Raw genomic sequence first — 26608 nt, 5'->3', positions numbered from 1 at the left:
CTCCCGACGACCAGCTCAGGGGTGCGGTTTTCCACACCCGGCTGGTGTGGTCGCCCCGCTGAGGTCGGCGGTCGACCTCATGGTCCGGGCCACCGGGAGTCCATAACGTCGTCGACATGATCCAGAACGTCGTCACCCCGGTCCGCGCGCTCGCCGGTAAGCCTTTCACCGCGCGGATCGGCCGGTGGAGCGCCCACCATCCCTGGCTGGCGATCACGGCCTGGCTGTGTTTCGTGGCAGCCAGCGTGATCGGTGGCAGCCTGGTCGGCACGGTCGAGGCCACCACGCAGGACAGCCTGCACGGGGAACTGGCCCGCGCGGATCGCATCGAACAGGCCGGCGCCTTCCCCGACGCCCCGGCGGCGGAGAGCGTCCTGATCACGGCGCGGGCGGGCGATCTCGATCTCCGGCGTGCGCAGACCGCGGCGATCGACCTGTCCGCGCGGATGCGCGTCCTGCCCGAGGTGGCGACGGTCGCCGACCCGGTCACCTCGCCCGATCGCGGTGCAGTGCTGGTCGAGGTGGAGATGACCGGGTCGGCGGACGACGCGGACGCTCGCGTCGGACCGCTGCTGGAGGCCACGACGCAGGCGCAGCAGCGGTATCCCGACCTGTGGGTGGAACAGGTGGGGTCGGCATCCCTGGGAAAGGCACTGACCGAGACGCTGGCGGGGGATTTCGTCCGGGCGGAGCTGATCAGCGTGCCGGTGGCGCTGGTGATCCTGTTGTTCAGCTTCGGCGCGTTGATCGCTGCCGGAGTGCCCGTCGTCCTGGCGTTGTCAGCCGTGGCCGGTGCGATGGGGCTGGCAGAATTCGCCTCGCACCTCTTCCCGGCCGGGGAGATGGTCAGCAGCATCATCCTGCTGATCGGCTTGGCGGTCGGCGTCGACTACTCGCTGTTCTACCTCCGCCGGGAGCGGGAGGAACGAGCGCGCGGGCGTGACCATCGCAGCGCGGTCGAGATCGCGGCCGCCACCTCGGGGCACGCGGTACTGGTCTCCGGCGTCGCCGTCATGGTCGCCATGGCCAGCCTGTTCCTGGTCGGCGACAACACGTTCAGTTCGATGGCGACCGGCTCGATCCTGGTGGTCGGCGTTGCCGTGGTCGGCTCCCTCACCGTGCTGCCCGCGATCCTGGTCGCCCTCGGGCGCTGGGTGGACCGGTTACGCGTGCCCTTCCTCGGTCGGCGGATCCACCGGGCGCAGCGGAGCCGCCTCTGGGCCGCGGTCCTACGGCCGGCGCTGCGCGCGCCGCTACCGACCCTCGTGATCTCCGTCGGAGCACTGGTCCTCGTCGCCATCCCGGCGCTGGACATGAACCTCAAGAAGCCGACCATGACCGACCTGCCCCGCTCGATTCCGATCCTGCGCACCGTCGACCGCCTGGCGCAGGCGTTCCCGAGCAACGACCTGGGCACCAGTCACGTCGTCGCGGTCCGCACCACCACCGCCGGCGGCGCGGCGGTGCACCGGGAACTCGCCGAGCTCTCCAGGCGGATCAGGGGCGACAGCCGATTCGCCCAGGACCGTCCCCCGACCGTCCGCAGGTCGGCCGACGGCACCGTCTTCCTGTCCACCGTCCACGTGGCGGGCGCCAGCGACAGTCGCGTGGCGACGCAGTCTCTGCGGCGGCTGCGCGGCGAACTGCTACCGCAGACGGTCGGCACCGTCCCGGAAACGCGCTGGGCAGTGACCGGACGTACCGCCAGCGACGCCGACTTCCGTGACCGCATGGCGGCGGCGCTGCCACCGGTCGTCGGGTTCGTGCTCGCCACGACGTTCCTGATCATGCTCGGCACGTTCCGGTCGGTCGTGGTGGCGCTGACGTCGGTCCTGCTCAACACGATCTCCGTGGCCGCCTCGTACGGGCTGCTGGTGCTGGTGTTCCAGTACACCTGGGCGGAGGGCCTGCTCGGCTTCACCTCCAACGGCGCGGTCGTGTCCTGGCTGCCACTCATGCTGTTCGTCATCCTCTTCGGGCTCTCGATGGACTACCACGTGTTCGTCGTGAGCCGCATTCGCGAGGCTGTCCAGCGCGGTGTACCGACCCGGCAGGCGATCGAGCAGGGCATCGTCTCGTCGGCGTCCACCGTCAGCAGCGCCGCGATCATCATGGTCGCCGTCTTCTGCGTCTTCGCCACACTGTCGATCGTCGAGTTCAAACAGCTCGGCGTGGGGCTCGCCGCCGCGATCCTGATCGACGCCACCATCATCCGCGCGGTCGTCCTGCCGTCACTCATGCGACTGCTCGGAGAGGCGAACTGGTGGGCCCCACGATTCCTGACCAGCCGCCGTGGGATCGCTGACACACCCCGCGACGGTGACGCCGACACACAGGTCATCATGGCGAGCGTGGACCGGTAGCCCGGTTGGGTGGCGGCCGGGGGCGCGGCCCTCGTGACCGGCCGCCACCGACCCCGGACGACCTGGACCCGAGACGATCTGGACCCGAGACGACCTGAGCCGTGGGAGGGACCGCCGGATGGCAGAACGAGCCGCGCACGGTCGGCGATCGTGGATCGCCGCCGTGGCCCGCCCGACCACGGGCGTGGTGCTCGGCGTCCTCACCGCGGTGGCCGAAGTCCTGTTCCTGCTCCTCGCCGGGCTGGCCGTGGTCGCGCTCTCGCCGGCGCCGGCGGTCCGCCACCGCACGGGCACCAGCACCGTCCGGTACGCCAGACGTATCGCCGAGTGGGAGCAGCGCCGGTTGGCCGTCAGCGCCTCGCAGCCACCCCCGCCACCGACCCAGGCGAGCGGACCGCGCGTGCTCGGCTACCTCGCCGCCCGCCTCCTGCCGGCGGCGCTCGGCCTGCTCACCGCCGGCCTGCTCGTGGTTGGCGCCGCACTCGCCGCCATCGTGGTGCGCTCCTTCGTCGCGGGCAGCATGACCGTGGCCACCCTCCTGCTGCAGGGGCTCGTCGGGGCGGCCCTGCTGCTGGTGAACATGCAGGCAATCGCCAGCGTCGCCAGGCTCGACCGGTGGCTGGCCCACAGCCTGCTCGAATCCCACACCAGGGCGGCGTTGCACCAGCGGATCAGCGACCTGACCGTCAGCCGAGCCGGCGTACTCAGCGCGGTCGACGCGGAACGCCAGCGCATCGAACGCGATCTCCACGACGGGTTGCAGCAACACCTCGTCGCGCTCGGCATGCTGCTGGGGCGGGCGCGACGCAGCCGCGACCCGGACAAGGCGAGCGCACTTCTCGGACAGGCGCACGAGGACGTGCAACGCGCCATCGACGAGCTGCGGGACGTGGCCTGGCGGGTCTACCCCTCCGCACTCGACCACACCACCCTGGACGAGGTGCTGACCATGGTGGCGCAACGATCCGCCACCCCTGTCAAGATCAGCTATGACGTGCCCGTCCGGCCCACCCGACCGATCGAGACCGTGCTCTACTTCGTCGCCTGCGAAGCGATCACCAACACCACCAAACACGCCCGAGCCACCCTGATCACCATCGAGATCGAGAAACGGGACGCGAGAATCGAGATGCGCGTACGCGACGACGGCGCCGGCGGCGCCGACCCGCACGGCAACGGCCTACAGGGGCTCGCCCGCCGGGTCACCGCTCTGGACGGGCAGTTCGACCTGCACAGCCCGGCCGGCGGTCCGACGACGATCCGGGCGGTGCTGCCGTGCGCATAGTTCTCGCCGAAGATTCCACCCTGCTCCGCGAAGGGCTGGCCCGCCTCCTCGCCGACGAGGAACACCAGGTGGTCGCCGCCGTCGCGGACGCCGACCAGCTCGTCACCGCCGTCGAGCAACACCGCCCCGACGTCGTCGTCACCGACGTCCGCATGCCACCCACCAACACCGACGACGGGCTACGGGCCGCGCTGGAGATCCGCCGCCGATGGCCCGACATCGCCGTACTCGTCCTCTCCCAGTACGTCGAGAAGCGCTACGCCGCGAAGCTCCTCGCCGACCGTTCCGAAGGCGTCGGCTACGTCCTGAAGGACCGGGTCGCCCAGGTCGAGGACTTCCTCGACGCGCTCGACCGTGTCGCCGCCGGCTCCACCGCCCTCGACCCCGAGGTCGTCCGGCAGCTCATCTCCGCGACCCGACACACCGACCCGCTCAACCGTCTCACCCCGCGGGAGCGCGACGTGCTGCACCACATGGCTCAGGGGCACACCAACGCCGCCGTCGCCGCGCGCCTGCACGTCTCACAGAGCGCGGTCGAGAAACACGTCAACACCATCTTCGACAAGCTCGACCTCACCCACGCCACCGGATACAGCCGCCGCATCCTCGCGATCCTGCAGTACCTCGGCTCCTAGCTGTTCCACCCACCTGCCGGCACCGTGGCCGCAGCGGGGCTGCCGTGGAGCCGATCAGCGCAGGACCGGAGGATCCACCCGGTAGCCGGGCAGGGAGGGCCACCGCACGGTCAGCACCACCGACGCGCGCTCGGCAAACCAGGAGTGGTCCACCCCCCGGCCCCACACCACGTAGTCGCCCGGCGCGGCCAGCCGTACCGTCCGGTCCGGCAACTCCACCCGGAAACACCCCTCGACGAGGACGAGCAGGGTGGTACGCCGCTCTCCGGTGGCCCACCGCGACCGGGCCTGCCCGGGCGGATGCACGCCCCACTTCACCTCGACCTCGGTGCTGTGCCGGACCTCCCCCGGCGGCACGAAGTGCCCCAGCAGCCAACCGGCGTCGGCGGCACCGTCGACACCCGCGTTACCCACGTACACCGTCTCCGCCATCGGCCCCTCCCCCAGCGTGCCGGCCGAGCAACCTACCAGGACCGGGGCGACTAACCTGGACCGGTGACCGACCACCTCGACGCCGAGACGCTGGCGTTCGCGCACCGGATGTTCGACCTGGCCCGGGCCGGCTCCACCGAGGAGTTGGCCGCGCAGCTCGACGCCGGCCTGCCCGTCAACCTCACCAACGACAAGGGCGACACGCTGCTGATCCTGGCCGCGTACCACGCCCACCCGGACACGGTGGCCGCCCTGCTCGATCGCGGCGCCGACCACTCCCGGGCCAACGACCGCGGTCAGACCGCGCTGGCCGCCGCGGTCTTCCGCAGCAGCACCGAGGCGGTCCGCGCGCTCCTCGCCGCCGACGCCGATCCGGCCCACGGTAACCCGTCGGCCCTGGACACCGCGGCGTTCTTCGACCTGCCGCAGATGACGCAGCTACTGCGCGCCGGCTGACAGCGACGCCGAACGGCCGGTATACAGGGTCGGTGGAAGATCCTCTAGCCGAGCAGATGCGCGCGGCCGGCACCGCGCTGCTGGCCGCGCTCGACCCCGCCGCCCAGGACAGCGCCGTGCACCCGTTCGACGACGAGTCGGCCCGACGGTGGCTGGAATACCGGCCCCGACCCCGACCCGGCGTCTGCCTCGCCGCGCTCGACGTCGCCGGTCGCAAGGCCGCGCACCGGCTGCTGGCCACCGCGCTCAGCCCCTCGGCGTACGCGCAGGCGATGGCGATCTTCGCGCTGGAGGAGGTGCTGGACCGGGCCGAGGACTGGCGGCGCGGGCGGCACAGCGCTGACTACTGGGTGGCCGTCTTCGGCGATCCGGCGCGCGACGACCGGTGGGCGTGGCGGCTGGAAGGCCACCACCTGTCGGTCACCATGACAGTGGTGGACGACCAGGTCTCCCCCGCGCCGATCTTTTTCGGCGCCAACCCGGCCACGGTCCGGTACGCCGGCCGCCCGGTCTCCCGGCCCCTGGGCGTCGAGGAGGACCTGGCCCGCGCCCTGCTCGACGCCCTGGGGCCGGCCGAGCGGGGCGCCGCGACCATCGCCGACGAGGCGCCGGCCGACATCATCAGCGCCACCCGCGGACGCGTCGACGGACCCCTCGAACCGCTCGGCGTGCCGGCGGACCGGCTGAGGCCGACCGGCCGCGCGTTGCTCGACCAGATCGTCGCGCTCTACCTGGATCGGCTGCCACCCGAGCTGGCCGTCCGAGAGGCGGCGCGCGTACACGGCGGTCAACTGCACTTCGCCTGGGCCGGCCCGACGAGGCCCGGCCAGCGGCACTACTACCGGGTGCAGGGCGACGACCTGCTGATCGAGTACGACAACACCAGCGCCGACGGCAACCACGCGCACACCGTGCTCCGCCGCCCCGCCAGCGACTTCGGCGCCGACATCCTGGCCACCCACCACCAGTCCCAACCCCACTAACACCCCCAGCTGGCGTCGATCATGGAGTTGTGGTGGGTGGCTTGCCCCGGTGCGCGACTTCTGTTCGGCACCACAACTCCATGATCGGCGGCGCTTGGGGGTCAGGGGCGGGTCGCTTCGACGAGGAAGCGCTGGGCGTGAGCCACGAAAGGGCCCTCGCGGGCGATGCGGTCGTGCAGGGCGCGCAGTTGGTCGCGGTAGCGGTCGACGGTAAACCCGGGCACCGTCCAGATCACCTTGCGCAGAAACCACACCACCGCCCCGATGTCGGAGAACGTCGCGCGCAGCGTGGCCCGACGCAGGTCGACGACCCGCAGGCCGGCGGCCTCGGCCGCGGCGATCGCCTGCTCGGGATGCCGCTGGCTCGGCGGCGGCAGTGGACCGAGGATCGCCTCGCTCAACTCCCGCATGGTGCCCGCCCCGATCTGCTGCGACAGGTACGTCCCACCCGGGCGCAACACCCGGGCCGTCTCTGCCCAGTCGGTGCGTACCGGGTGGCGACTGACCACCAGGTCGAAGGCATTGTCGCGGAACGGCAACGCCGAGTCGGGGGCGACCGCCACCACCGTCGCGCCAAGCGGGCGCAGGGTCCGCCTGGCGACCTCGACGTTCGGCGGCCAGCCCTCGGTGGCCGTCAGCACCTTCGGCGGGTGCGGGACCTCGGCGAGCACCTCGCCGCCCCCGGTGTCCACGTCCAGCGCCGCGTCGGCGCGCGCCATCCGGTCTGCGACCAGCTTGGCGTACCCCCAGGGTGGGCGTTCCTCGGTGGCCCGGCCGGCCAACCAATCGAAGCCCCAGCCGTCGACCGGCGCGGCGGCCGCCTCCGCGATCAGTTCCTCGACGTCACGTTCGGCGCTCATGACGGCCAGCCTTGCCGTCCAGCCGCGAGGCCGGCAACCCATTTGCCGCGGGGTCCGCAGGCCGCGTCGCCCGCCGCCGTCGACGGGCACTGTTGGAATCGTCGGACACCGCTTCGCCGGCGCTCGCCAGGCATGCGGCGTGGCGCTGGCCAGTGCGCCGTCCCTCCCGGGTGGCAGGATGCGAGGCATGGCTGAGGAAGATGCCGCGATACGGCGGCTTTACGAGGACTTGCTGAGCGCGTGGAACGACCGCGACGCGCGGCGGTACGCCTCCTTGTTCACTGACGACGCCTCGCTCATCGGTTTCGACGGCAGCCAAGTCGACGCGTCGGAGCTGGAGAAACACCTGGTCCCGATCTTCACGGACCACCCGACCGCCTCCTACGTGTGGAGAGTGCAGGAGGTACGTCCACTCGGTCCGGCGGTCGCGCTGCTGCGAGCGCGGGTCGGGATGGTCCCGCCGGGCCACACAGACGTGAACCCGGCGGTGAACGCGGTGCAGTCGCTGGTCGCGGTGCAGCACAACGGCACGTGGCGTGTCGCGTTGTTCCACAACACCCCGGCGCAGTACCACGGCCGGTCGGACCTCGCTGAGGAACACACGGCCGACATGCGTGCCGCCATTGTCGAGGCCAGCAGTCGCTCCTGACCCGCAACCACACCGACGACGGCAGCTGTCCGCCTGTCCGGCCGGACACCGGCGAGCGCATCCGCTCCCACGTCGGCAATCCCAGGACGGCCGCAGGGAGGCAGGAGCAAGCGCCGGTCGGTCGTCGAGTGCGGGCGGTGGCGGCTGGCAGCGACCGGCCTCAGCCGAGCCCCAGGTTGTGCTCTTCGAGGGCGGCCTGGAGGATGCCGAGCGCCTTCGGCCCCATGCCGTGCAGCTTGGCCAGGTCCGACCGGGGGACGCCGGCGAGTTGGCGCAGGGTGGTGTAGCCGGCGCCGTGCAGGGCACGCGTCGCGGGCGCACCGATCTTCGGAAGTGTGTCCAGCGGCGAGGTCATGCGCGGATGATAGAGAGCCGCTCCGACACCGGCCGGTCCGGCGCGGCCGATCAGGGGCGCGGGCGGGACATCTCCACCGGGGAGCCGGCGAGCGTCTCCAGGCCGCCGGCCTCCGCGCGGCCGGTGTCGAACTGGCGCATCAGCCGGGCGCCCAGGTGCACGCCGATCCCGCCGACAGCCAACGCGACAAGTTCGGTGACCAGGATCGCGGCGGACGCGCCACGCTCCGGGGACTGCGACCGGACCAGGCAGGTGAGGAGGAACATGGCGGCCATCGCGGTGTTCACCAGGTTGAAGGCGACCGCGGTGCGGCGGGTGCGGTCACCCGGCACGTCCCACAGGTCGACCATGCCGGCCACCGCGGTCAGCGCGGCGGCGACGAGGGCGGCGACGGTCGTCCAGTAGCCGACCTCACCCAGGAACGCCGGCCCGCCGAGGAGGTCGGTGAGGTCGAAGACGGCGACGCTCACGAAGAGCCCGAGCGGGAACGTCACGAGCATCGGTTGGATCGGGTGGCCCTGCACCCGCAGCCGGCTCTGCATGGATCCTCCCCCGGGTCGGCGCAGCGCACCTGACCCAGAGTGCTACCCGAGACCACTCGCCGTGAAACGATGCCGCCCGACTCCCCGCCAGCAGGGAGAACGGGCACCCGAGGGCGCCAGGCCGCGTGATCGCCTCGGGTTTCCGGGAAACCGGGCCGTCGGCAGGCCCCGGACACCCCGACGTCAGAAAACCCGAGTCGATCAGCCGAAAGCGGGCGGCGGTCGGCCGGTGGTCAGGTGTCGCGCTGGCGGGAGACCGTCCGGACCAGTCGCTCGGCCACCTCGCGGAGCGGGATGTCCAACGACGACGCGGCGGTACGCAGCACCTCCAGGGCCTCGACCGGTGGGCACCCGCGCTGGGTCATGATCACGCCGATGGCCTGGCCCACGACCCCGTCCTGCAGCAGCGCGGCGTCCCGTTCCCCGGCGAGAGCGGTTTGTCGGCCGCGGTCGCGGACGGCGGCCAGCAGCAGGCCGGCATGTTCGGCGAGCAGCATCGCGGTCAACTGGTGTTGGGGAGTGAGCACGTCGGGTGAGCCGGCGTACAGGTTGATCGCCCCGATCACCTGGTCGTCGATGTCGACCGGGGCCGAGATCACCCCGTGTACGCCGAGGTCGCGGGCACGCGCCGTCCAGACCGGCCAGCGCGGCTCACCGGCCAGGTCGGCGGCGAGGATCATCTCCCGGCGGCGGATCGCGCTCATCGCCGGCGAGTCCGGGCCGTGCCGCAGGTCGTCCAGGCCGGCCAGCCGCTCGTCGGAGGCAGCCACGCCTGCCGGTTCGCCGGCGCGCAGGGCGGTGAACCCGCACCAGCGCACCCCGGCCACCGCGTCGCGGGTGACCCGGACCAGCGCCAGCAACGCCTCATCGAAATCGGTCAGCGCGATCAGGCCGGCGGTCAGTTCCCGCAACAGTGCGGCTGTTTCCAGGACGCCGAGACTCTGCACCACCGGTTCCCGCGTGTCGAGGTTCACCGGTTCGCAGCCTCCGTACACCCTCGCGCCTGCCCGGCGGGCATCGTCACCTGTGTCATCGTCTGCTCTCTCCCGACTCAACCGAACAGTGCTACTACCCGCGATACCAGGGCCGAAACGGCGCAAATCGGAGCCCCTGCCACCCGGACGCGCGGTGACAGGGGCCCGACTGCGTGTATCAGCGCGAGGCTCCGCTGAGTCGTCGACCGATGGAGGCGATGAGCCGGTCGAGTTCCGAACCGAACGGGTTGTCGTGCACCAGGTACGTCCAGGTGGCGGTGGGCCGGACCAGGGTGCCGTCGTCGGGCTGCCAGTCCTCATCGAATTCGGTCTCGTTGAAGGTGGCGATGGTGCGGGCCTCGATCTCCGGGACGAGGTCGTTGAACGCCGGCACGGCGGCCCGGTGGAACTCGTCCAGCGGGTCGAGCCGGCCCAGTGCGCGCAGGTGCACGCCCTCACGGACCTCCGACAGCTCGGCCAGGTGCTCCGCCCAGAGCCGGTCCAGGTGGAAGAGCGCGACCGACCGGGCCACCCGGGCGAGCAGGTCCTCGTCCATCTCGCTGGCCTTCTCCGGTGCCTTCTCCAGCAGCATCACCGCGGCCACGTCGCTGGTCAACAGCCGCTCCCGGCGCGCGGCGAGGGCCTTGCGCTGCTGCTCGATCACCACGCTGTAGCGCCAGGTGTTGCGGTGGATCTCGTGGTTGACGCCCTCGGCGACCCGCTGGGCGTGCTCCACCGCGTAGTCCACCTGCTCGTCGGTGACCAGGCCGTCGGCGTTCATCCGGGGCGACGGCGGCACCGCGTCGGCGGCGTGCCGGACGACCAGGTCGTCCTCCAGGCTGACCAGGAAGACGGAACCTCCCGGGTCGCCCTGCCGGCCCGCCCGACCGCGCAGCTGGTCGTCCACCCGGCGGCTGTCGTGCCGGCCGCTGCCGATCACGTAGAGCCCGCCCAGCTCGGTGACCCGCTCCTGGTCGCTCTGGTCGCTGCCGCCGAGCCGGATGTCGACGCCCCGGCCGGCCATCTGGGTGGACACGGTCACCGCGCCGTACGCGCCGGCCTCGGCGATGATCGCCGCTTCCTCGTCGTCGTTCTTGGCGTTCAGCACCACGCAGGGCACCCCGGCCGCGTTGAGCCCGGCGGCCAGGCTCTCGGACTCCTTGACGTCGAGGGTGCCGACCAGCATCGGCCGTCCCTTGGCGTGCCAGCGCTGGATCTCGTCGATCAGCGCCTCGTCCCGCTCGGCCCGGGTGGCGTAGATGCGGTCCGGCTCGTCCTCGCGGATGCACGGGGTGTTCGGCGGGATCACCGCGACCTCGAGGTCGAAGAACTCCCGCAACTGGTCGCCGACCAGCACCGCCGTGGCGGTCATCCCGCAGACCTTCGGGTAGAGCGCGATGTACGCCTGCACGGCGATGGTGCCGAGCACCTCGCCCTCGGCGGTGGCGTCCAGGCCCTCCTTGGCCTCGACCGCCGCCTGGAGCCCGTCCGGCCAGCGGCGGCGCTGGGCCACCCGGCCGCGCATCTCGTCGACCAGCTCGACCGAACCGTCCCGGACGATGTAATCCACGTCACGGTTGAGCAGGGCGTGCGCGTGCAGCGCCACGTGGACCGCGGAGAGCTGGGTGACGTGCTCCTCGTCGTACAGGTCGATGCCGAGCTTGGCCTCGACGGCGGCCAGGCCGGCGGCGGTGAACGCCACGCTGCGCCCGTCCTCGGCGACGGTGTAGTGCTTGCCCTTGCGCAGCCCGCGGACCAGCGCCGCGGCGGCGTGCACCGGGTCCTGCTCGCCCGGCACCGCCCCGGCGAGGACCATCGGCACCCGAGCCTCGTCGATCATGATCGAGTCGGCCTCGTCGACGATCGCGGTGCTCAGCGGCGGCTGCACCCGGTCGTCGACGTCGGTGACGAGCTGGTCGCGCAGGTAGTCGAAGCCGGCCTCGCTGACCGAGACGTAGGTGACGTCGCAGGCGTACGCCTCGCGCCGCTCCTGCGGGGTGGAGGCCTCGTTGACCCAGCCCACGGTGAGGCCGAGCAGGGTGTAGACGGGCTCCATCCACTGGGCGTCGCGGCGGGCCAGGTAGTCGTTGATGGTGAGCACGTGCACCGGCCCGTTGCCGAGCCGGACATGCCCGTACGCGGCGATCGTGGCGGTCAGCGTCTTGCCCTCACCGGTGGCCATCTCGGCGACCTTGCCGGAGAGCAGCGACATCGCGCCGAGCAGCTGCACGTCGTACGGCCGCTGGTCGAGGCCCCGGCGGGCGGCCTCGCGGCCGACGGCGCAGATCTCCTCGTAGCCGACGGCGGCACCCGCGGCCTCGGTCAACTCGGCGTCGTCGAGCGCGGCCAGCTCGTCCGCACGCGCCTCGATCGCCGGCAGCAGCTTCTCCAGCGGAGCGAGATCCACGGTCGAGCCGGGCCGCTGGAGGAACCGCCGGAACTTGCTCTTGAACCGTTGCGACACACCCATGAGCGGCAACGGTACGCGATTCGAAGCGGCTTGCGCGGCCCGGCCGCCGGCAAGTTGAACCGGATCCGTCGGTGTCAGCCGACCAGCAGCTGATGGGCGGCGAGTTCCCGGTAGAGCGGGTCGGTGGCGGTCAGCTCGGCGTGGGTGCCGACGGCCACCACCCGACCGCCGTCGAGGACGACGATCTGGTCGGCGTCGACCACGGTGGCGAGCCGGTGGGCCACGATCAACAGGGTGCGGCGGACGGCCACCGCGTCGATGGCACGGCGCAGCGCGACCTCGTTGCGTGAGTCGAGGTTGCTCGTCGGCTCGTCCAGCAGCAGGACCGGCGGGCTGGCGAGCAACGCGCGGGCGATGGCCAGCCGCTGCCGCTCACCCCCGGAGAGCAGCACCCCGCCCTCGCCCACCTGGACGTCCAGCCCCTGGGCGGTGCGCTCGGCCAGGTGGCTCAGGTTGACCTCGTCGAGGACGCCGCGCAACCGGTCGTCGGTGGCATCGGGGGTGGTGATCAGGAGGTTCTCCCGCAGCGTGCCGGCCAGCACGGGGGCCTCCTGTTCCACGTAGCCGAGCCGGGCGCGCAGCGCGTCGCGGGGCAGGTCCCGCACGTCGCTGCCGTCGATCCGGACCGCCCCGGCGCTCACCTCGTAGAAGCGCTCGACCAGCGCGAGCAGCGTCGACTTCCCGGCGCCCGAGGGCCCGACCAACGCGGTACGGGTGCCGGCGGGCACCGCGAAGCTGACCTCGCGCAGCACCGGCTCGCCGCCCGGGTAGCCGAACCCCACCCGGTCGAACTCGATCATGGGGGCGGGCTCGCGCGGGGTCGCCGTCGCGCCGGCCGGCGCCGGCCGGTCCGCCGCGCCCTCCGCCGGCACGGCCAGGATCTCCTCGATCCGTTGCAGGGCGCCCAGGCCGGACTGCAACTGGGTGTACGCCCGCAGCACCTGGGCCAGCGGCAGGGCCAGGAAGAACAGGTACATGACGAACGCGACGAGGTCACCCACGGTGATCGCGCCGGCGGCCACCCGGGCCCCACCGATGGCGAGGACCAGCAGGAAGGCGCCCTGCACGGTCAGCGAGCCGATCGGCCCGACCACCGCCTGCACCCGGGCCACCCGCAGCCCCGCCGCGTACGCCTCCCGGGCGCTGCCGGTGACGGTCTCCGTCTCCCGGGTCTCGGCCCGGCTGGCCCGGATGGTGCGGGCCGCCGAGATGGCCCGCTCCACCGCCGAGGTCATCTCGCCGATCCGCTCCTGGGCGGTGCGGGCCAACGCCCGGACCCGCCGGGCGAAGGTGGCCGCGAACCCCAGCCCCAGCGCCACCCCGAGCAGGGTGACGCCGAACAGCAGTGGGTCGAGAAGCACCATGGCGGTGCCGGCGCCGACCACCATCACCGTCCCGGTGACCGTCTCGAAGAGCCCGGCGGTGACGACCGCGCGCAACAGGGTGGTGTCCGAGCCGACCCGGGAGAGCAGGTCACCGGTGCGCCGCCGGTCGTACTCGGCGATCGGCAACCGCAGCAGGTGCCCGGCCAGCCGCCGCCGGGTGCCCAGCACCAACCCCTCGGCGGTGCGTTGCAGGAGGTAGTCGCGCAGCCCGCCGATCGCCGCGGCGAGCACCACGAGGGCCACCAGCACCGCCACCAGGTCCGAGACCTGCTGGTCGGCGCTGATCCGGTCGAGCACCGACCGGGTGAGCAGCGGTTGGGCCAGCGACGCCGCCGCGCCGACAAGCGACAACACGCCCACCACGACCAGGGTGCCGCGGTGCTCCCGCAGATACGGCAGCAGTGCGCTCAGACCGACCGGCCGGCCGTGCGACGTGTCGCCGTCCGGCCGGCCTCGCGAGGTGCTCATTCCGCGAACGGTAGCCGGCCCGGTCACCCGGCGGGTCCGCTCCGGCACCTCAGGCGGACAGCACCACCTGTAGCTCCTGGCGGCGACGGTCGGCCAGGTCGGTGAGCAGGGTCGGCGCCTGGTCGAACGGCACCACGGCGGAGACGAGGTGCTTGCGGACCACGTCGCCATAGGTCCGGAGCAGGTCGACGGTCTCGGCGGAGAGCCGCTCCCGGTCCCAGGTGGGGGCGAGTCCGCGCGGCACCCGGCCGATCTGCGCGCAGCGCAGCGACAGGCCGTTGTGGTGGAACTCCTCGCCGAGCCGGACCGCGTCCGCCCCGCCCTGGTAGAAGGCGAGGTCGATGACGGTGCCCTGGGGCCGCAGCAGCCGCAGGGCGAGCTGCAACGCCCACGCCTGCCCCCGGCACTGGAACACCACGTCGGCGCCGCGGTCACCGGCGGTGTGCGCCCACCGGGTCTTGAGCACGACCGCCGGGTCGTCCGCGTCCGGGTCGAGGGTTTCCAGACCGAGCGCCTCGGCGACCTGCCGGCGGTGCGGGGTGGGATCGAGCACCACCACCGAGGCGGCGCCGTTTCGTCGGGCGAACAGCGCCGTCAGCAGCGCCACCACGCCCGCGCCGACCACGGCGACCCGTCGGCCGCGTACCCCGTCGCCGAGCGAGCGGACGTCGGCGCCGTGCAGGTCGGCGGCGGCGTGCAGCAGACCGTTGGCGCAGATCGGACCCATGTGCGCGACGTAGACACCGAGCAGCGGGTCCAGGTCGTCGGGCAGCGCCACGAACCGCTCGGCGACCGGGTCGGCGAGCCAGCCGGTGCGGTGCCCGTAGGTCATCGCGCCGACCGTGCCCACCGCGACGGCGGGGGTCTCGCTCTCCACCACCCGGCCGACCTGCATGTACCCCAGCCGGGTCACCGGGTACGGCGTGCTCGCCGCTCCCGGTTGGAACAGCCCCAGGTCGGCGTTCCAGGTGACGTTCAGGTAGGGGTTGGTGCCCTTGACGTAGCTCAGCTCGGTGCCGGCCGAGACGCCGCTAAACAGCGTCTCGACCCGGAACGTGCCGGGGCGCAGCGGGGCGGCGTCCTGCTCCACCAGCTCCACGCGGCCCGGACCGGTGACCACCACGACCGTGTCACGCATCGACGGTCACCCCCGTGTCGAGGACCGCCGGCAGGCTCGGGGTGGTCAGCCGCACGGTCGCGCCGGTGCGGGCCGAGTCGGCCACCGCGAGGGCCAGCCGTTGGGTCGCGAGGGCCTCGGCGTACGGGACGCGCACGTCGTCGCCGATGCCCCGTACGGCGTCGACGAAGGCGCGGTCCACCGCCACCCGGGCGGCGTCCGGGTCGGCCGGGACGTGTCGTTCCCCGTCGGCGTCGCGGATCGTCAGGCCGTCCTCGCTCAGCGCGAGTGCCAGCCCGTCGGCGAGGATCTCCAACCCGGCGCGGTGCTTCCAGCCCAGCACGCAGGCGGCGCTGAGCGTGCCGACCGCGCCGTCGGCGAAGCGCAGGGCGGCGGTGGTCACCGAGTCGATGTCGGCGCCGTCGACAGGTGGCGGCGTGCCGTTGCCGTACGCGGTGACCTCGGTCACCTCGCCGGCCAGCACGCGGATCAGGTCGAGCACGTGTGCGGCCTGCTCGACCACCGGGCCACCGGAGCGGTCCCGCCGCGACCACCACGCCACCGGGGGCACCTTGTCCAGCCAGGCGCCACTGACCATCCGCACCGGACGGTCGGCGAGCAACGCGCGGGCCTCGTCGAGCACCGTCAGGTAACGCCAGTGGTGGCCGACCGCGGTGCGCAGCCCGCTGCGGGCCACCAGGTCGGCGATCCGCTCGGCGGTACCCAGGTCGACCGATACGGGTTTCTCCACGAACATCGGCACGCCGGCCTCGATCACGGCTTCCTCCGCCGGACCGTGCGCGAACGGCGGCACACAGATGTAGACCGCGTCCGGGCCGGTGGCCAGCAGTTCGGCGACGTCGGCGCAGGCCCGCCCGCCGTGCTGCGCGACCAGCGCGGACGCCGCCTCCGGTGTGACGTCGGTGACCGCGACCAACTCCACGTCGTCGAATCCGGTCAGCACCCGCGCGTGGCGTTGTGCCACTCCACCGGCTCCGACCAGACCCACCCGGCTTACACGCATTCGACACCCCTTCGAAGACCTTTCATGTGCGGTGGGAGCAGTCCCCTGGGGTGTGCGCAATCAAACGTTCATCCCCTGGGAACGCGGTCATGTCACCGTTGTGATCAAGCTGTTGCCGGAAAAGCGGTTAGAGCGTGCTGGCGATTGGGAACAACCAATTTTGGTTTTTCCACGCACGAACGGAGGGGTGCCCGTGCGGGATACGACAACAAGCGTGTCACCGGTGGTGGAGGCGTGGGCCACGTACCGGACGACGTCGGCGGCCGACTGGCCGGCACGTCGGCTGCTGCGTGCCAAGGGAACGACGCGGGTCAGTGTGGTGCTGCCGGCCCGCAACGAGGAGGCCACCGTCGGCGCGATCGTGTCGACCATCCGGGAGCACCTGATGGATCGGGTCGCCCTGGTCGACGAGCTGATCGTGGTGGATTCCCGGTCCACCGACCGGACCGCGCAGGTGGCCCGCGCCGCCGGCGCCGAGGTGGTCAGCCAGGACGCGATGACCCGAGGGCTGCCCCGACTCACCGGCAAGGGCGACGCGCTCTGGGCCGGGTTGGCCGCCGCCGAAGGTGACGTGGTCGCATTCATCGACGCCGACCTGCGGGAGTTTCGCCCGCACTTCGTCAGCGGACTGCTCGGCCCGCTGCTGACCGACCCGTCGGTCGATTTCGTGAAGGGCTTCTATCACCGCCCACTGGTGGGCGCCGCAAACGTGGAGCAGGACGGCGGCGGCCGGGTGACCGAGCTGATGGCCCGGCCGCTGCTCAACCTGTTCTGGCCCGAGTTGGCCGGCTTCGTGCAGCCGCTCGCCGGCGAGTACGCGGGCCGCCGGGACGTGCTGTCCCAGGTGCCGTTCGTCTCCGGGTACGGGGTGGAGACGGCCATGATGATCGACCTGCTCGACCTGGTGGGCCTGGACGCGATGGCGCAGGTCGACCTCGGTGAGCGTAAGCACCGGCACCAGGACACGGCGGCCCTCGGCCGGATGTCCGCCCAGATCATGTTGACCGCCTGGTCCCGGTTGCAGCGGCGCGGCTGGGCGACTCCCGGGCTGGTGCCGGAGTCGTTGCTGACCCAGTTCCGTCGCGGCGGCTCCGACACGCTGCCCAACCTCGACCGCGAGATCGTGGTCAGCGACGTGTCCATCGAGGAGCGCCCCCCACTGGCCGAGCTACGCCACCGGGTGCCCCGCCGCCGGGTGGCCGCCGCGTGAGCGCGAGGAGTGAGCCGGTCCTGCGAACCCCGCAGTCGCGAACCGGGGGCACCGTGAGCGCGAGGAGTGAGCCGGTCCTGCGAGCCCCGCAGTCGCGAACCGGAGGCACCGTGAGCGCGAGGAGTGAGCCGGTCCTGCGAGCCCCGCAGTCGCGAACCGGGGGCACCGTGAGCGGCAGGAAGGGACGGGCGCGATGAGCCTGACCGTGTTGATGAACGCCGGCCCGTGGCTGTCCGTGCCACCACCCGGTTACGGCGGCATCGAGAACGTGATCGCCACGCTGGTGCCGGAGCTGCGGCGACTCGGCGTACGGGTGGTGCTCGCCTCGGTGGGCAGCAGCACCCTGCCGGTGGACGAACAGGTGTCGGTCTTCGCCGACGGGCAGTTCGCCGCGTTGCAGCGGCCGTACAACCAGGTCTGCGGGATCGCCCAGGCGCACCTGGCCGGGGTGGTGCGGGAGTTGCACTCCCGCGACGACATCGACCTGGTGCACGACCACGTCGAGGCGGTCGGGCTGGCCACTCTCGCCGCGATGGGACCGGCTGGCCCGCCGACCCTGCACACCCTGCACTGGGACCTGGCCAAGCATCCGGCGCTCTACGGCGGTCTGGACGGCGGCGACCGGGTCCGGGTCAACGGCGTCTCCGCGTCGCAGTTGGCCCGCGCTCCGCTGGCGTTGCGGGAGCACTCGGTGGGGCACGTGCACCTGTCCACCCCGCTCGCCGTCGACGCCGATCGGCGGCCCCGACCGGAGAAGGGCGAGCACCTGCTCATCCTGGGCCGGATAAACCCGGGCAAGGGGCAGGACGTGGGTGCCCGGCTCGCGCACCGGATCGGCGTTCCGCTGGTGCTGGCTGGTCCCGTCGGCCCGTACCATCGGCCGGCCGACCTGGCCGCGGCCGGCGACGAGGCCCGGCAGAACCCGGACGTGCGGTTCTTCCTCGACGAGGTGGCGCCCCACGTCGACGGCGACCTGGTCCGCTGGGTCGGCACCGTGGCCGGTCAGGAGCGCGACGACCTGCTCGCCAGCGCCCGCGCGTCGCTGTTCCCGCTGCGCTGGGAGGAGCCGGGCGGCACGGCGGTCGTCGAGTCCCTCGCCCTGGGCACGCCGGTGGTGGCCACCTCCCGGGGCTGCCTGCCGGAGCTGATCGAGCACGGCCGCACCGGTCTGCTCACCACCGACGAGGAGGAGCTGGACGACCTCGTACTCTCCGCCGAACTGCTCGAGCCCGACGAGTGCCGGCGGGTCGCCGCGCAGCGGTTCACCCCCGCGGTCATGGCGCAGCGCTACGTCGAGCTGTACGAGCGGGTCCGCCAGCTGGCCAGCGCGCCGAGGCTGCTCCCCGCCTGACGGCGGCGACTCGGCCGGACCGGTGGCGCGGCCGGACCGGCGACACGGCCGCAACGGTGGCGCGGGTTTGGCGGTGGCGGCAGCGGGTAGCCCGGCAGCCTCATGCCCGCGGCGCAGCGAGGAGCCGGTGATGGTCGGATCGATGGCGCACTCCCGGGCGCGCCCCAACCCGGCTGACGGCAAGCCGCCGGTACGTCGCGCGGCGGCATCGGTGGGGGTGCTGTTCCTGCTGGTCGGCGCGCTCGGTTTCGTGCCGGGGATCACCAGCGGCATGGACGCCCTGCGCTTCGCCGGCCACGACTCGGGCGCGTACCTGTTCGGTGTCTTCCAGGTGTCGGTGCTGCACAACCTGGTGCACGTGGCGTTCGGGGTGGCGGGTCTGGTGCTGGCCCGGACGGTCACCGGCGCCCGGGCGTTCCTGATCGGGGGCGGCGCCGTCTACCTGGTGTTGTGGCTGTACGGGCTGGCGGTGGACCACGACACCGGGGCGAACGTCCTGCCGGTCAACAACGCCGACGGCTGGCTGCACCTGGGACTCGGCGCCGGCATGATCGCGCTGGGTGTCGGCACCAGCCGGCACCGGCCGTGACCATGCCGGCGCCGGCACCGCCCGTGACCTGCCGCTTCGGTGCGTGACCTGGCTCGCCTCGCCGCCCATCCCGTTTGACGCGGCGGGGCGTCGGGTAGTTGGCAGATCCCGACCCAGCAGCGAATGGAGGGCGCCGATGTCCAGCCGGATCACCTGCGACGTGCGCACCACGGCACCGGTGGCGGTCGTCCGGCTCAGCGGCGCACTGGACCTGGGCACCATGCGGTCGGTGCACCAGGCGCTCAACGGAGCCCTCGTCGAGGAGACGGAGGCGCTGGTGGTCGACATGGCCGAGGTCGACGTTCGCGACCGGCTGGCGCTGTCGGTCTTCGTCGCGACCGCCCGCCGGGCTCAGGAGTGGCCGTCGGTGCCGGTCGTGCTCTGCTCCCCGACGCCGGTGGCCGCGCGGTGGCTGGCCGAGTCGACCACCTGCCGGGTGGTCCCGACGTCGCCGGACTGCGCCGAGGCGACCCGGGTGGCCGGCACGACGTCCACGTTGCGGATGCGGGCCCGGCTGGAGCCGGTGGCCGGGGCCTGCCGGCGGGCTCGGGACCTGGTCACCGACGCGTGCGCGCGGTGGAACCTGCCGGACGCGGCCGGCCCGGCCTCGCTGGTGCTCAGCGAACTGGTCGGTAACGTGGTCCGGCACGCCGGCACGCCGATGCAGGTGACGGTGACCCTGCGCCGGCCGTACCTGCACCTCGCCGTGGTGGACGGCAGCAGCGCCCAGGCTCGGGCGGGCGGGACGGATCTGCACGCCGAGGGTGGGCGGGGCCTGCTGCTGGTACGGGAGCTGACCCAGCGCTGGGGCAGCGTGCCGGCCGGTGCGGGCAAGGCCGTCTGGGCGATGCTTCCGGCGACCTGAGCGTTCGAGGTGCTCGCGCCGGTACTGGCGATCTGACCGAAATTACCGCTTCGGGCTGGTTACATGGTGCAAGGGTCGGGTAGGCACGCCCGTCCTTTCTGCCGTCACGACGGGGTGAGCAGCCATGCCCAAGCGGGTAACCACGGAACCCGGTCGCGATCGGGGCCCGGCGATCCTGGCACCGGCCCGCTTCGGGGGGTTCCCCGGAGCGGTACGAGCACCGGTCCCCGGCGGCTCGTTGATCAAATTTCTCGCGACCACCGACCACAAACAGATCGGTCTGCTGTATCTGCTGACGTCCTTCGGGTTCTTCCTGCTGGCCGGGCTCCAGGCGATGCTGATGCGCGCCGAACTGGCCCGCCCGGGGATGCAGTTCCTCTCCTCCGAGCAGTACAACCAGCTCTTCACCTCGCACGGCGCGGTGATGCTGCTGCTGTTCGCCACGCCCGCGGCGTTCGGGTTCGCCAACTTCATCGTGCCGATCCAGATCGGCGCGCCGGACGTGTCGTTCCCCCGCCTCAACGCGCTGGCCTACTGGCTGTACCTGTTCGGTGGGCTGATGGTGGTCGGCGGGTTCCTCGCGCCGGGCGGCTCGGCGGACTTCGGGTGGACCGCGTACAACCCCCTGAGCAGCGTCGAGAACAGCCCCGGGGTGGGCGCGAACATGTGGGTGCTCGGCCTGGTCGTCTCCGGGCTCGGCACCATCCTCGGCGCGGTCAACCTGATCACCACGATCCTCACCCTGCGCGCACCCGGGATGACCATGTTCCGGATGCCGATCTTCACCTGGAACATGCTGTTCACCAGCGTGCTGGTGATCCTCGTCTTCCCGCTGCTGGCCGCCGCGCTGCTGGCGCTGTCCGCCGACCGGCTGCTCAACGCGCACGTGTACGACGCGGCCACCGGCGGCCCGATGCTCTGGCAGCACCTGTTCTGGTTCTTCGGCCACCCCGAGGTCTACATCATCGCGCTGCCGTTCTTCGGCATCATCACCGAGATCATTCCGGTCTTCTCCCGCAAGCCGCTCTTCGGCTACACCGGGATCGTGCTGGCCACCATCGCGATCACCGTGCTGTCCATGACGGTGTGGGCGCACCACATGTTCGCCACCGGCCAGGTGCTGCTGCCGTTCTTCAGCATCCTGAGTTACCTGATCGCCGTGCCCACCGGTGTGAAGTTCTTCAACTGGATCGGCACCATGTGGAAGGGGCAGCTCACCTTCGAGACGCCGATGCTGTTCGCCATCGGCTTCCTGGTCACGTTCCTGCTCGGCGGCCTCACCGGGGTGCTGCTGGCCAGCCCGCCGGTGGACTGGCACACCCACGACAGCTACTTCGTGGTGGCGCACTTCCACTACGTGGTCTTCGGCACCGTGGTCTTCGCCCTCTTCGGCGGCTACTACTTCTGGTGGCCGAAGATGACCGGGCGGCTGCTCGACGAGCGGCTCGGCAAGGCGCACTTCTGGACCATGTTCATCGGCTTCCACGGCACCTTCCTGGTGCACCACTGGCTGGGCAGTGAGGGCATGCCCCGCCGGTACGCCGACTACCTGCCCAGCGACGGCTTCACCACGCTGAACACGATCTCCAGCATCTTCGCGTTCATCCTCGGCCTGTCCACGTTGTTCTTCATCTACAACGCGTGGAAGTCCTGGCGGTACGGGGCGGTGGTGACCGTCGACGACCCGTGGGGCTTCGGCAACTCCCTCGAGTGGGCCACCAGCTGCCCGCCGCCGCTGCGCAACTTCGACCGGATGCCCCGGATCCGCTCCGAGCGCCCCGCGTTCGACCTGAAGTACGGCCCGCTCGTCGCCGATCTGGGCCGGGACCTGCCGCAGCGCACCACGAAGCCGCCGCAGCACTTCGCCGAGGAACTGCGGATGGAGCACCACACGCCGGAGTCACCGGCCGCCGAGGGCGCGCACGGCGCCCGGGAGGCGACCGACTTCCAGCCGGCATCGCGATCCGGTGCGAGGCCGGTGGACGTGCCGGAGCCCGAAGGCGTCCGTCGGCCGAGCTTCGAGGACAGCGACGCGCCCAAGGACGCCGACGACGCGCCGAAGCCGCACGAACGCTGGCGGCACCCGCACAGCGACGGCAACCCCGAGCAGGACTGACCGACGTACGACGCAGGGCCGGCACCTGGTGGTGTCGGCCCTCGTCGCGTCGGTCGGTGCGTGCGTGCGTGCCGCCCGCATCTCGCGGGACGGAGGGAGCCAGCGCGGTGGCTCAGTCCCGCACGGGTGCCAGGCCGGCGGCGGTGAGCGAGCGGCGTACCGCGGGTTGGACCCGGGTCAGCCGCAGCGGTACGCCGGTCCGCTCCGCCGCCTCGTGCCCGGCCATCAGCGCGGCGATCCCCCCGGCGTCGAACCCACCCGCGCCGACCAGGTCGACGACCACCTCGCTGGGCTGGCCGGTGACCGCCTCCAACATGGCCCGGCGCAACTGGTCCGCGCCGTCGCGGTCGATCTCGCCGCCGACCTCGACCACCACACGGTCACCGTTCTGCTTCACCGAGATCCGGGTCTTGCCCGGGTCGGGTTCGGCGGCACCGTTCTGCCACGGCGGCGGCGCGTCGGCGAGCATCGCCTGACGCAGCCAGGTCAGCGCCCGCGACAGCAGCCGGGACACGTGCATCTGCGAGATGCCGAACCGGGCGGCGATCTCAGCCTGGGTCTGGTTGCCGTAGAAGCGCATCGCCAGGATGCGCCGCTCGCGCCAGGGCAGTCGGTGCAGCAGTCCGCTCACCGTGACCCGGTCGTCGACGGACTCCAGGGCGTTGTCCGACTCGCCGACCAGGTCGCCGAACTCCGCGGAGCTCTCACCACCGACCGGGGCGTTGAGCGAGGCCGGACTGTAGCCGGCCGCCGACTCCAACGCGGCGAGGATCTCCTCCTGCGGGGTCTCCAGTCGGGCCGACAGTTCGGCCACCGACGGCGCCCGGGACAGTTCACTGGTCAGTGCGGCGGTGGCCTGTCCGACCTCGAGGATCAGGTCACGCAGTCGGCGGGGCACGTGGACGCCCCAGGTGCGGTCCCGGAAATGCCGTTTGATCTCGCCCACGATGGTGATCGCGGCGTACGCCGTGAACGAGCCCCGTTCCGGGTCATACCGGTCGACGGCGTTGACCAGCCCCAGCCGGGCGACCTGCTCCAGGTCCTCGAGTGGCTCCCCACGCCCCCGGTACCGGCGGGCCAGCCGCCCGGCGAACGGCAGCGCGAAGCGCACCAGGTCGTCGCGGGCCTCCCCCCGCCGCTCTGGCGGAAGCCCGGCGATCCGGGCCGCGTACGCCATTGCCGCCGCGTCGAGATCCTCCAGACCCCGCTCGGTGGGTGGTGGTGTGGTCGTGGTCGTGCTCGTCTGTCCGAACATCCGCGCCTCCCTCAGGAAGGTCCCCCGCCCGGATCGGGAAACCGGTCGTGCGCGTGGCCGAGCCACGCACCGGGCCGGAAAAGTGGGTCAGTGACTGGGATGCCAGCGGGCGACACCGCCTCTACGCAGCGCAATCAGGCCGTCGCAGCCAGCGATGTTCCCGCTCCGTAGGTACTCAATCACGGGACCCCGGGTTCGCGAGGAAGTTTCGGCGTGTCCGCCTCAGGAGACGAGTAACCCCTGGTGGCCGCCACTGTCGCGGAGCACGGCCAGCGCCTCTGCGACCCCCAGCGAGGGCGGCAGGGGCAGGTCGTACGGCTGCGCCCGCAGCACCTCGGTGGCCCGACGGGTCGGCACCGAGGTGACCGGGTAGCCCCGGGCGGTGGTCCGGTCCAACGCCCGACGGCGGCGTCCGAAACCGGCCACCGCCAGCCACTGGGGCAGCCCGGCCAGCGCCGGTGAGCGCATCCCGGGCGGCTCGGGCAGCACGTCCACCGAGCTGAAGGCCTCGCTGCCGGCCAGCCACCACTCGGCCTCGTCGACGCTGCGCCGGGTGGCGTTCTCACACCAGTACGGCACCAGCCCCGCCCGCACCACCTGCCACGGGTCGAGCAGCCGGCCGCACTCCACCACCAACCGGTCGCCGGTCTTGCCGGCGCCGCGCAACCACCGCCGGTACAGGTCGGCCACGCCCGCGCTCAGGGCCGCCGGGCGGGGCACCAGCATCCGGTGCAGCGGGTGCTGGTGCGAGGCGGACCAGTCCCGCACGGCCGGTTCGAAGCCCGGGTCGACGTCCTGCTCGGCGTAACCGGACGGGACGGAGACCTCCGGTGGGTCCCAGCGGGCCGCGTCGCCGCCGACGGAGCGCAGCACCTGCCGCAGCGCGTGGCTGTCCGGGTGGAAGTCGACCGGGTCCAGTCCGCTGGCCGGGCAGCCGACCTGGAAGCTGTGGCCGGAACCGCGCTCCAGCACCGGCCAGGTGCGCGCGTCACGGACCAGCAGCACCGGGGCGCCCGGGAGCAGCCGGTCGGTCAGAAACTGCGCGTACGCGGCCGGCAGGGCCCGCCACGAGGCGGTCAGTGACACCGTGGCCCCGGTCAGCGGGCCTCGACTGGCCGGGCAGTGCACCTGGCGCAGGTGCAGGTCGGCGTTGCCGGCGAGCAACCGGGCGGCGAGTGCCGCGCCGTGCTCCAGCGCGTCCGCGGGACGGTCCACCGCGCCGTCGGACCAGTGCACGGTCATCTCGAAACCGGCCGGCAGCCACGGCACGCCGAGGGCCACCGCGAGGTGTGCCGCCGCGCCGTGCGGCGAGCCGATCAGCACGCCGGGATAGCGCCGACGGGGATACTGGTCGACGAACCAGCGGGCCACCCGAGCGCCGTCCACCTCGTCGACCTGGGCCACGGTGAGCGCGACCCGACCGGCGGCGCGGGTGACCGCGGCGCGGCGTACCGGCTCCGGGGCGCCCGGGAAGCGCGACGTCGGCCCGGTGTGCCCGAGGTCGGCGCAGTCCTCCCCGCGCAGCGCCCGGGCGGTGGCGGCGACCAACACCCGGGCGGCGCTGCCCGCGGCCACGACCCGGTCGCCGGCGAGACCGGCACCATCGGCCGTGAGCCCCTTGTGCACCTTGTGCACCGGCCCCACCTTGCCTCGTTCGCTCACCACGCGGCCCGGCTTCCCGTACCGATGGGGTTCAAACGGGTCATCACCCACCCGGCAGCACATTCCGCTGGTCAGCGGGGTGCGCCGGTCATCACCGCCGTTCGGCGACGATCCGCCGGAGTCGCCTCTTCGACGGCGGTCGGCACGGGTTTCGCCTGGGTCAGGGCGGGCACTTCCGGGGCCATGCGCACCGACGACACCAGCGAGCCAGCCGCCGCCACCATCACCCCGTACGAGGACGGACCGCTACTGGTCCGCGGCGACTTCGCACTTGTCACGCCGGACGGCGAGCACATCGACGCGCGCCGGGGCACGGTGGCGTTGTGCCGGTGCGGCAAGTCGGCGCTCAAGCCGTTCTGCGACGGCACCCACAAGGCGATCAACTTCCGCGCCGGCGCCGACCGGCAGTCCTGACGCGCCGGCCGTTCAGACGACGACGGGCCGGGCCGGCGGGACCACTACGGCCGACGCCGTCGCGGTGAGCGAGACGGTCGGCGGCACGGTGGGCGGCGCCGGCGACCGCAGTGAGCTGCGGCCGGCGGCCCAGTTGTCCAGCAGGTGCCCGGCGAACAGCCGGTCCACCGCGAGCCCGGCCGCCGCGCCGAACAGCACGTCGGGGGCGAGAGCCGGCTCGACCCGGACCAGGCCACCGCACATGTCGTGGGCGGCGATCTGCTCGTGCACCGCGTCGGCCTCGACGTGCTCGTCGTAGAAGCGGGTGGCCACCTCGTCGAGGCCGAGCCGGCGCAGCCCGTTGCCGTAGCGGCGGTTCGGCAGCGAGGAGGTCATCTCGAACGCGGCCAGGTGCCCGAGCAGCGCGCCGCGCCAGCGCCGGTGCAGCCCGAACAGCGACATCAGGTTGTTGGTCGCCAGGGTCACCGCGGGTGCCGCGTCCAGGTGTGCGCCGTACGCGGTGTCCAACCCCAGCCGTTCGAGGGTGCGCCGGAACAGCTCGGCGTGCATCCGATCCAGCCGGCCGTTGCCGTACTCGTCGGTCTGGATCTCCACGAGGGCGGCCTTGGCCGGCCCGCCGAGGCGGGGCAGCGCCCAGCTGTGCGGGTCCGCCTCGCGCAGGTGGTAGACGGAGCGGTGGGTGGCGAACTCGCGGAACTGGGTGAGGTCGGCACGGCGTTGCAGCGTCGCGGCCAGCGGCGGGCCGTTGTCGGCCGCGACCAGTTCGGCCAGGCCGGCCGCCACCCCGGCGGCCGGCACCGACGGTGCGCCGACCAGCCGGCGCAGGGCCGCCTCGAAGGGCCGTTCGGCTTCGGCGCGCAGCGCGAGCAGCGTCGGCTGCCACTCCCACGCCTCGTCCACCCCGCACCAACCCCGGTAGTGCAGCTCGTAGCAGAGGAACAGGGTGAGCTGAAGGTCCTCGTCCGTGATCGGGTCGGTGGGGTCGAGGTCGGCGCCGAGCCCCGCCGGCAGGTCGTGCGGCGGGCATCGGAGGGCGTCGAGCACCGCGGCGGAGACCGGGCCGCGTGACTGCGGCAGGGCCGCCGGACCATAGCGGCGGTCAGCGGGCTCGGACATGGGACCTCCAGCGTCGTCGGGCCGCTTCTGAT

The 26608-nt window shown here is 72.5% G+C and carries 24 protein-coding genes; 12 read left to right on the top strand and 12 right to left on the bottom strand.

The genetic code is table 11. From position 1 onward, the window contains the following. Positions 1 to 116 precede the first annotated feature (116 nt). The 3 genes from AB0O48_RS31075 (at position 117) to AB0O48_RS31065 (ending at position 4283) form a co-directional block, all read left to right on the top strand. Positions 117 to 2363 (top strand): MMPL family transporter, encoded by a 2247-nt coding sequence (locus AB0O48_RS31075; protein WP_365069485.1) that lies wholly within the window; start codon positions 117 to 119, stop codon positions 2361 to 2363. A 118-nt stretch (positions 2364 to 2481) separates the two neighbouring features. Then, positions 2482 to 3648 (top strand): histidine kinase, encoded by a 1167-nt coding sequence (locus tag AB0O48_RS31070; protein WP_365069484.1) that lies wholly within the window; start codon positions 2482 to 2484, stop codon positions 3646 to 3648. Further along, complete coding sequence (locus AB0O48_RS31065) at positions 3639 to 4283, top strand: response regulator transcription factor (protein ID WP_365069483.1); 645 nt, start codon at positions 3639 to 3641, stop codon at positions 4281 to 4283. The genes AB0O48_RS31070 and AB0O48_RS31065 overlap by 10 nt, the downstream gene beginning before the upstream one ends. 54 nt (positions 4284 to 4337) lie before the next feature. Here the strand turns inward: AB0O48_RS31065 and AB0O48_RS31060 are convergent, their stop codons facing one another. Beyond that, the gene (locus AB0O48_RS31060) at positions 4338 to 4715 is read right to left on the bottom strand and encodes a signal peptidase I (RefSeq protein ID WP_357254095.1); all 378 of its coding nucleotides are present in this window, start codon (positions 4713 to 4715) and stop codon (positions 4338 to 4340) included. 63 nt (positions 4716 to 4778) lie between these two features. Here AB0O48_RS31060 and AB0O48_RS31055 point away from each other — a divergent pair, with 63 nt between their 5' ends. After that, positions 4779 to 5171: an ankyrin repeat domain-containing protein gene (locus AB0O48_RS31055; RefSeq protein ID WP_365069482.1), complete on the top strand. Its 393-nt coding sequence runs from the start codon at positions 4779 to 4781 to the stop codon at positions 5169 to 5171. Between the two features lie 32 nt (positions 5172 to 5203). Next, on the top strand, positions 5204 to 6154 hold the full coding sequence (locus tag AB0O48_RS31050; RefSeq protein ID WP_365069481.1) for a DUF3500 domain-containing protein: 951 nt from the start codon (positions 5204 to 5206) through the stop codon (positions 6152 to 6154). Positions 6155 to 6255: 101 nt separating this feature from the next. Here AB0O48_RS31050 and AB0O48_RS31045 read toward each other — a convergent pair whose 3' ends face one another. Continuing rightward, positions 6256 to 7014 carry a class I SAM-dependent methyltransferase gene (locus AB0O48_RS31045; protein ID WP_357254089.1) on the bottom strand — a complete coding sequence of 253 codons (759 nt, stop codon included), beginning with the start codon at positions 7012 to 7014 and terminating at the stop codon, positions 6256 to 6258. 187 nt (positions 7015 to 7201) lie between these two features. On the opposite strand from AB0O48_RS31045, the gene AB0O48_RS31040 reads away from it, so the two are divergent. Further along, positions 7202 to 7663 carry an SgcJ/EcaC family oxidoreductase gene (locus AB0O48_RS31040; RefSeq protein WP_357572578.1) on the top strand — a complete coding sequence of 154 codons (462 nt, stop codon included), beginning with the start codon at positions 7202 to 7204 and terminating at the stop codon, positions 7661 to 7663. Positions 7664 to 7823: 160 nt separating this feature from the next. On the opposite strand, the gene AB0O48_RS31035 is transcribed toward AB0O48_RS31040, so the two are convergent. From AB0O48_RS31035 to AB0O48_RS31005, 7 genes are all read right to left on the bottom strand, one after another. Beyond that, the gene (locus tag AB0O48_RS31035; protein WP_357254085.1) at positions 7824 to 8018 is read right to left on the bottom strand and encodes a helix-hairpin-helix domain-containing protein; all 195 of its coding nucleotides are present in this window, start codon (positions 8016 to 8018) and stop codon (positions 7824 to 7826) included. A gap of 50 nt (positions 8019 to 8068) precedes the next feature. Beyond that, positions 8069 to 8560 carry a DUF2231 domain-containing protein gene (locus AB0O48_RS31030; RefSeq protein WP_357572577.1) on the bottom strand — a complete coding sequence of 164 codons (492 nt, stop codon included), beginning with the start codon at positions 8558 to 8560 and terminating at the stop codon, positions 8069 to 8071. 233 nt (positions 8561 to 8793) lie between these two features. Further along, positions 8794 to 9534, bottom strand: a complete 741-nt coding sequence (locus AB0O48_RS31025) for a GAF and ANTAR domain-containing protein (RefSeq protein WP_365069480.1) — start codon at positions 9532 to 9534, stop codon at positions 8794 to 8796. 178 nt (positions 9535 to 9712) lie between these two features. Continuing rightward, positions 9713 to 12004 (bottom strand): accessory Sec system translocase SecA2, encoded by a 2292-nt coding sequence (secA2, locus tag AB0O48_RS31020; RefSeq protein WP_365069479.1) that lies wholly within the window; start codon positions 12002 to 12004, stop codon positions 9713 to 9715. A 74-nt stretch (positions 12005 to 12078) separates the two neighbouring features. After that, positions 12079 to 13857 carry an ABC transporter ATP-binding protein gene (locus AB0O48_RS31015; protein WP_357254077.1) on the bottom strand — a complete coding sequence of 593 codons (1779 nt, stop codon included), beginning with the start codon at positions 13855 to 13857 and terminating at the stop codon, positions 12079 to 12081. 49 nt (positions 13858 to 13906) lie between these two features. Continuing rightward, the gene (locus tag AB0O48_RS31010) at positions 13907 to 14995 is read right to left on the bottom strand and encodes a zinc-binding alcohol dehydrogenase (RefSeq protein ID WP_357254075.1); all 1089 of its coding nucleotides are present in this window, start codon (positions 14993 to 14995) and stop codon (positions 13907 to 13909) included. Further along, on the bottom strand, positions 14988 to 15998 hold the full coding sequence (locus AB0O48_RS31005; RefSeq protein ID WP_357254073.1) for a Gfo/Idh/MocA family oxidoreductase: 1011 nt from the start codon (positions 15996 to 15998) through the stop codon (positions 14988 to 14990). The genes AB0O48_RS31010 and AB0O48_RS31005 overlap by 8 nt, the downstream gene beginning before the upstream one ends. A gap of 226 nt (positions 15999 to 16224) precedes the next feature. Between AB0O48_RS31005 and AB0O48_RS31000 the strand changes: the two genes are divergently transcribed. From AB0O48_RS31000 to ctaD, 5 genes are all read left to right on the top strand, one after another. Continuing rightward, positions 16225 to 17208, top strand: a complete 984-nt coding sequence (locus AB0O48_RS31000; protein ID WP_357254272.1) for a glucosyl-3-phosphoglycerate synthase — start codon at positions 16225 to 16227, stop codon at positions 17206 to 17208. 193 nt (positions 17209 to 17401) lie between these two features. Continuing rightward, positions 17402 to 18559, top strand: coding sequence for a glycosyltransferase (locus AB0O48_RS30995; RefSeq protein WP_357254071.1), 1158 nt, complete (start codon positions 17402 to 17404; stop codon positions 18557 to 18559). Between the two features lie 130 nt (positions 18560 to 18689). After that, complete coding sequence (locus AB0O48_RS30990) at positions 18690 to 19148, top strand: DUF4383 domain-containing protein (protein WP_357572574.1); 459 nt, start codon at positions 18690 to 18692, stop codon at positions 19146 to 19148. 136 nt (positions 19149 to 19284) lie between these two features. Next, entirely contained in the window at positions 19285 to 20013 is a 729-nt protein-coding gene (locus AB0O48_RS30985) for an STAS domain-containing protein (protein ID WP_357254067.1), read from the top strand. A gap of 124 nt (positions 20014 to 20137) precedes the next feature. Next, complete coding sequence (gene ctaD, locus AB0O48_RS30980) at positions 20138 to 22129, top strand: cytochrome c oxidase subunit I (protein ID WP_357254065.1); 1992 nt, start codon at positions 20138 to 20140, stop codon at positions 22127 to 22129. A 112-nt stretch (positions 22130 to 22241) separates the two neighbouring features. On the opposite strand, the gene AB0O48_RS30975 is transcribed toward ctaD, so the two are convergent. After that, entirely contained in the window at positions 22242 to 23384 is a 1143-nt protein-coding gene (locus AB0O48_RS30975; RefSeq protein WP_357254063.1) for a SigB/SigF/SigG family RNA polymerase sigma factor, read from the bottom strand. Between the two features lie 222 nt (positions 23385 to 23606). Beyond that, positions 23607 to 25049 (bottom strand): hypothetical protein, encoded by a 1443-nt coding sequence (locus AB0O48_RS30970; protein WP_365069478.1) that lies wholly within the window; start codon positions 25047 to 25049, stop codon positions 23607 to 23609. 180 nt (positions 25050 to 25229) lie between these two features. Between AB0O48_RS30970 and AB0O48_RS30965 the strand changes: the two genes are divergently transcribed. Continuing rightward, positions 25230 to 25460: a CDGSH iron-sulfur domain-containing protein gene (locus tag AB0O48_RS30965; protein ID WP_357254059.1), complete on the top strand. Its 231-nt coding sequence runs from the start codon at positions 25230 to 25232 to the stop codon at positions 25458 to 25460. A gap of 12 nt (positions 25461 to 25472) precedes the next feature. Here the strand turns inward: AB0O48_RS30965 and AB0O48_RS30960 are convergent, their stop codons facing one another. Then, entirely contained in the window at positions 25473 to 26576 is a 1104-nt protein-coding gene (locus tag AB0O48_RS30960; RefSeq protein WP_357254057.1) for an iron-containing redox enzyme family protein, read from the bottom strand. Between the last annotated feature and the right edge of the window lie 32 nt (positions 26577 to 26608).

Origin of the sequence: Micromonospora sp. NPDC085948, assembly GCF_040686315.1 — a bacterium.
Taxonomy (GTDB): Bacteria; Actinomycetota; Actinomycetes; order Mycobacteriales; family Micromonosporaceae; genus Micromonospora.
Note: the sequence above shows the minus strand (reverse complement) of the source record. Positions and strands in the feature narration are given on the sequence as shown.

Bases quoted from the DNA above. Each gene is read 5' to 3' on its own strand.
- AB0O48_RS31060 (WP_357254095.1), bottom strand. From the start codon at position 4,715: ATGGCGGAGACGGTGTACGTGGGTAACGCGGGTGTCGACGGTGCCGCC.
- AB0O48_RS31045 (WP_357254089.1), bottom strand. From the start codon at position 7,014: ATGAGCGCCGAACGTGACGTCGAGGAACTGATCGCGGAGGCGGCCGCC.
- secA2 (WP_365069479.1), bottom strand. From the start codon at position 12,004: ATGGGTGTGTCGCAACGGTTCAAGAGCAAGTTCCGGCGGTTCCTCCAG.
- AB0O48_RS31010 (WP_357254075.1), bottom strand. From the start codon at position 14,995: ATGCGTGACACGGTCGTGGTGGTCACCGGTCCGGGCCGCGTGGAGCTG.
- AB0O48_RS30965 (WP_357254059.1), top strand. From the start codon at position 25,230: ATGCGCACCGACGACACCAGCGAGCCAGCCGCCGCCACCATCACCCCG.
- AB0O48_RS30990 (WP_357572574.1), top strand. From the start codon at position 18,690: ATGGTCGGATCGATGGCGCACTCCCGGGCGCGCCCCAACCCGGCTGAC.
- AB0O48_RS31035 (WP_357254085.1), bottom strand. From the start codon at position 8,018: ATGACCTCGCCGCTGGACACACTTCCGAAGATCGGTGCGCCCGCGACG.
- AB0O48_RS31005 (WP_357254073.1), bottom strand. From the start codon at position 15,998: ATGCGTGTAAGCCGGGTGGGTCTGGTCGGAGCCGGTGGAGTGGCACAA.
- AB0O48_RS31015 (WP_357254077.1), bottom strand. From the start codon at position 13,857: ATGAGCACCTCGCGAGGCCGGCCGGACGGCGACACGTCGCACGGCCGG.
- AB0O48_RS30975 (WP_357254063.1), bottom strand. From the start codon at position 23,384: ATGTTCGGACAGACGAGCACGACCACGACCACACCACCACCCACCGAG.
- AB0O48_RS31040 (WP_357572578.1), top strand. From the start codon at position 7,202: ATGGCTGAGGAAGATGCCGCGATACGGCGGCTTTACGAGGACTTGCTG.
- AB0O48_RS31070 (WP_365069484.1), top strand. From the start codon at position 2,482: ATGGCAGAACGAGCCGCGCACGGTCGGCGATCGTGGATCGCCGCCGTG.
- AB0O48_RS31030 (WP_357572577.1), bottom strand. From the start codon at position 8,560: ATGCAGAGCCGGCTGCGGGTGCAGGGCCACCCGATCCAACCGATGCTC.
- AB0O48_RS31075 (WP_365069485.1), top strand. From the start codon at position 117: ATGATCCAGAACGTCGTCACCCCGGTCCGCGCGCTCGCCGGTAAGCCT.
- AB0O48_RS30995 (WP_357254071.1), top strand. From the start codon at position 17,402: ATGAGCCTGACCGTGTTGATGAACGCCGGCCCGTGGCTGTCCGTGCCA.
- AB0O48_RS30985 (WP_357254067.1), top strand. From the start codon at position 19,285: ATGTCCAGCCGGATCACCTGCGACGTGCGCACCACGGCACCGGTGGCG.
- ctaD (WP_357254065.1), top strand. From the start codon at position 20,138: ATGCCCAAGCGGGTAACCACGGAACCCGGTCGCGATCGGGGCCCGGCG.
- AB0O48_RS30960 (WP_357254057.1), bottom strand. From the start codon at position 26,576: ATGTCCGAGCCCGCTGACCGCCGCTATGGTCCGGCGGCCCTGCCGCAG.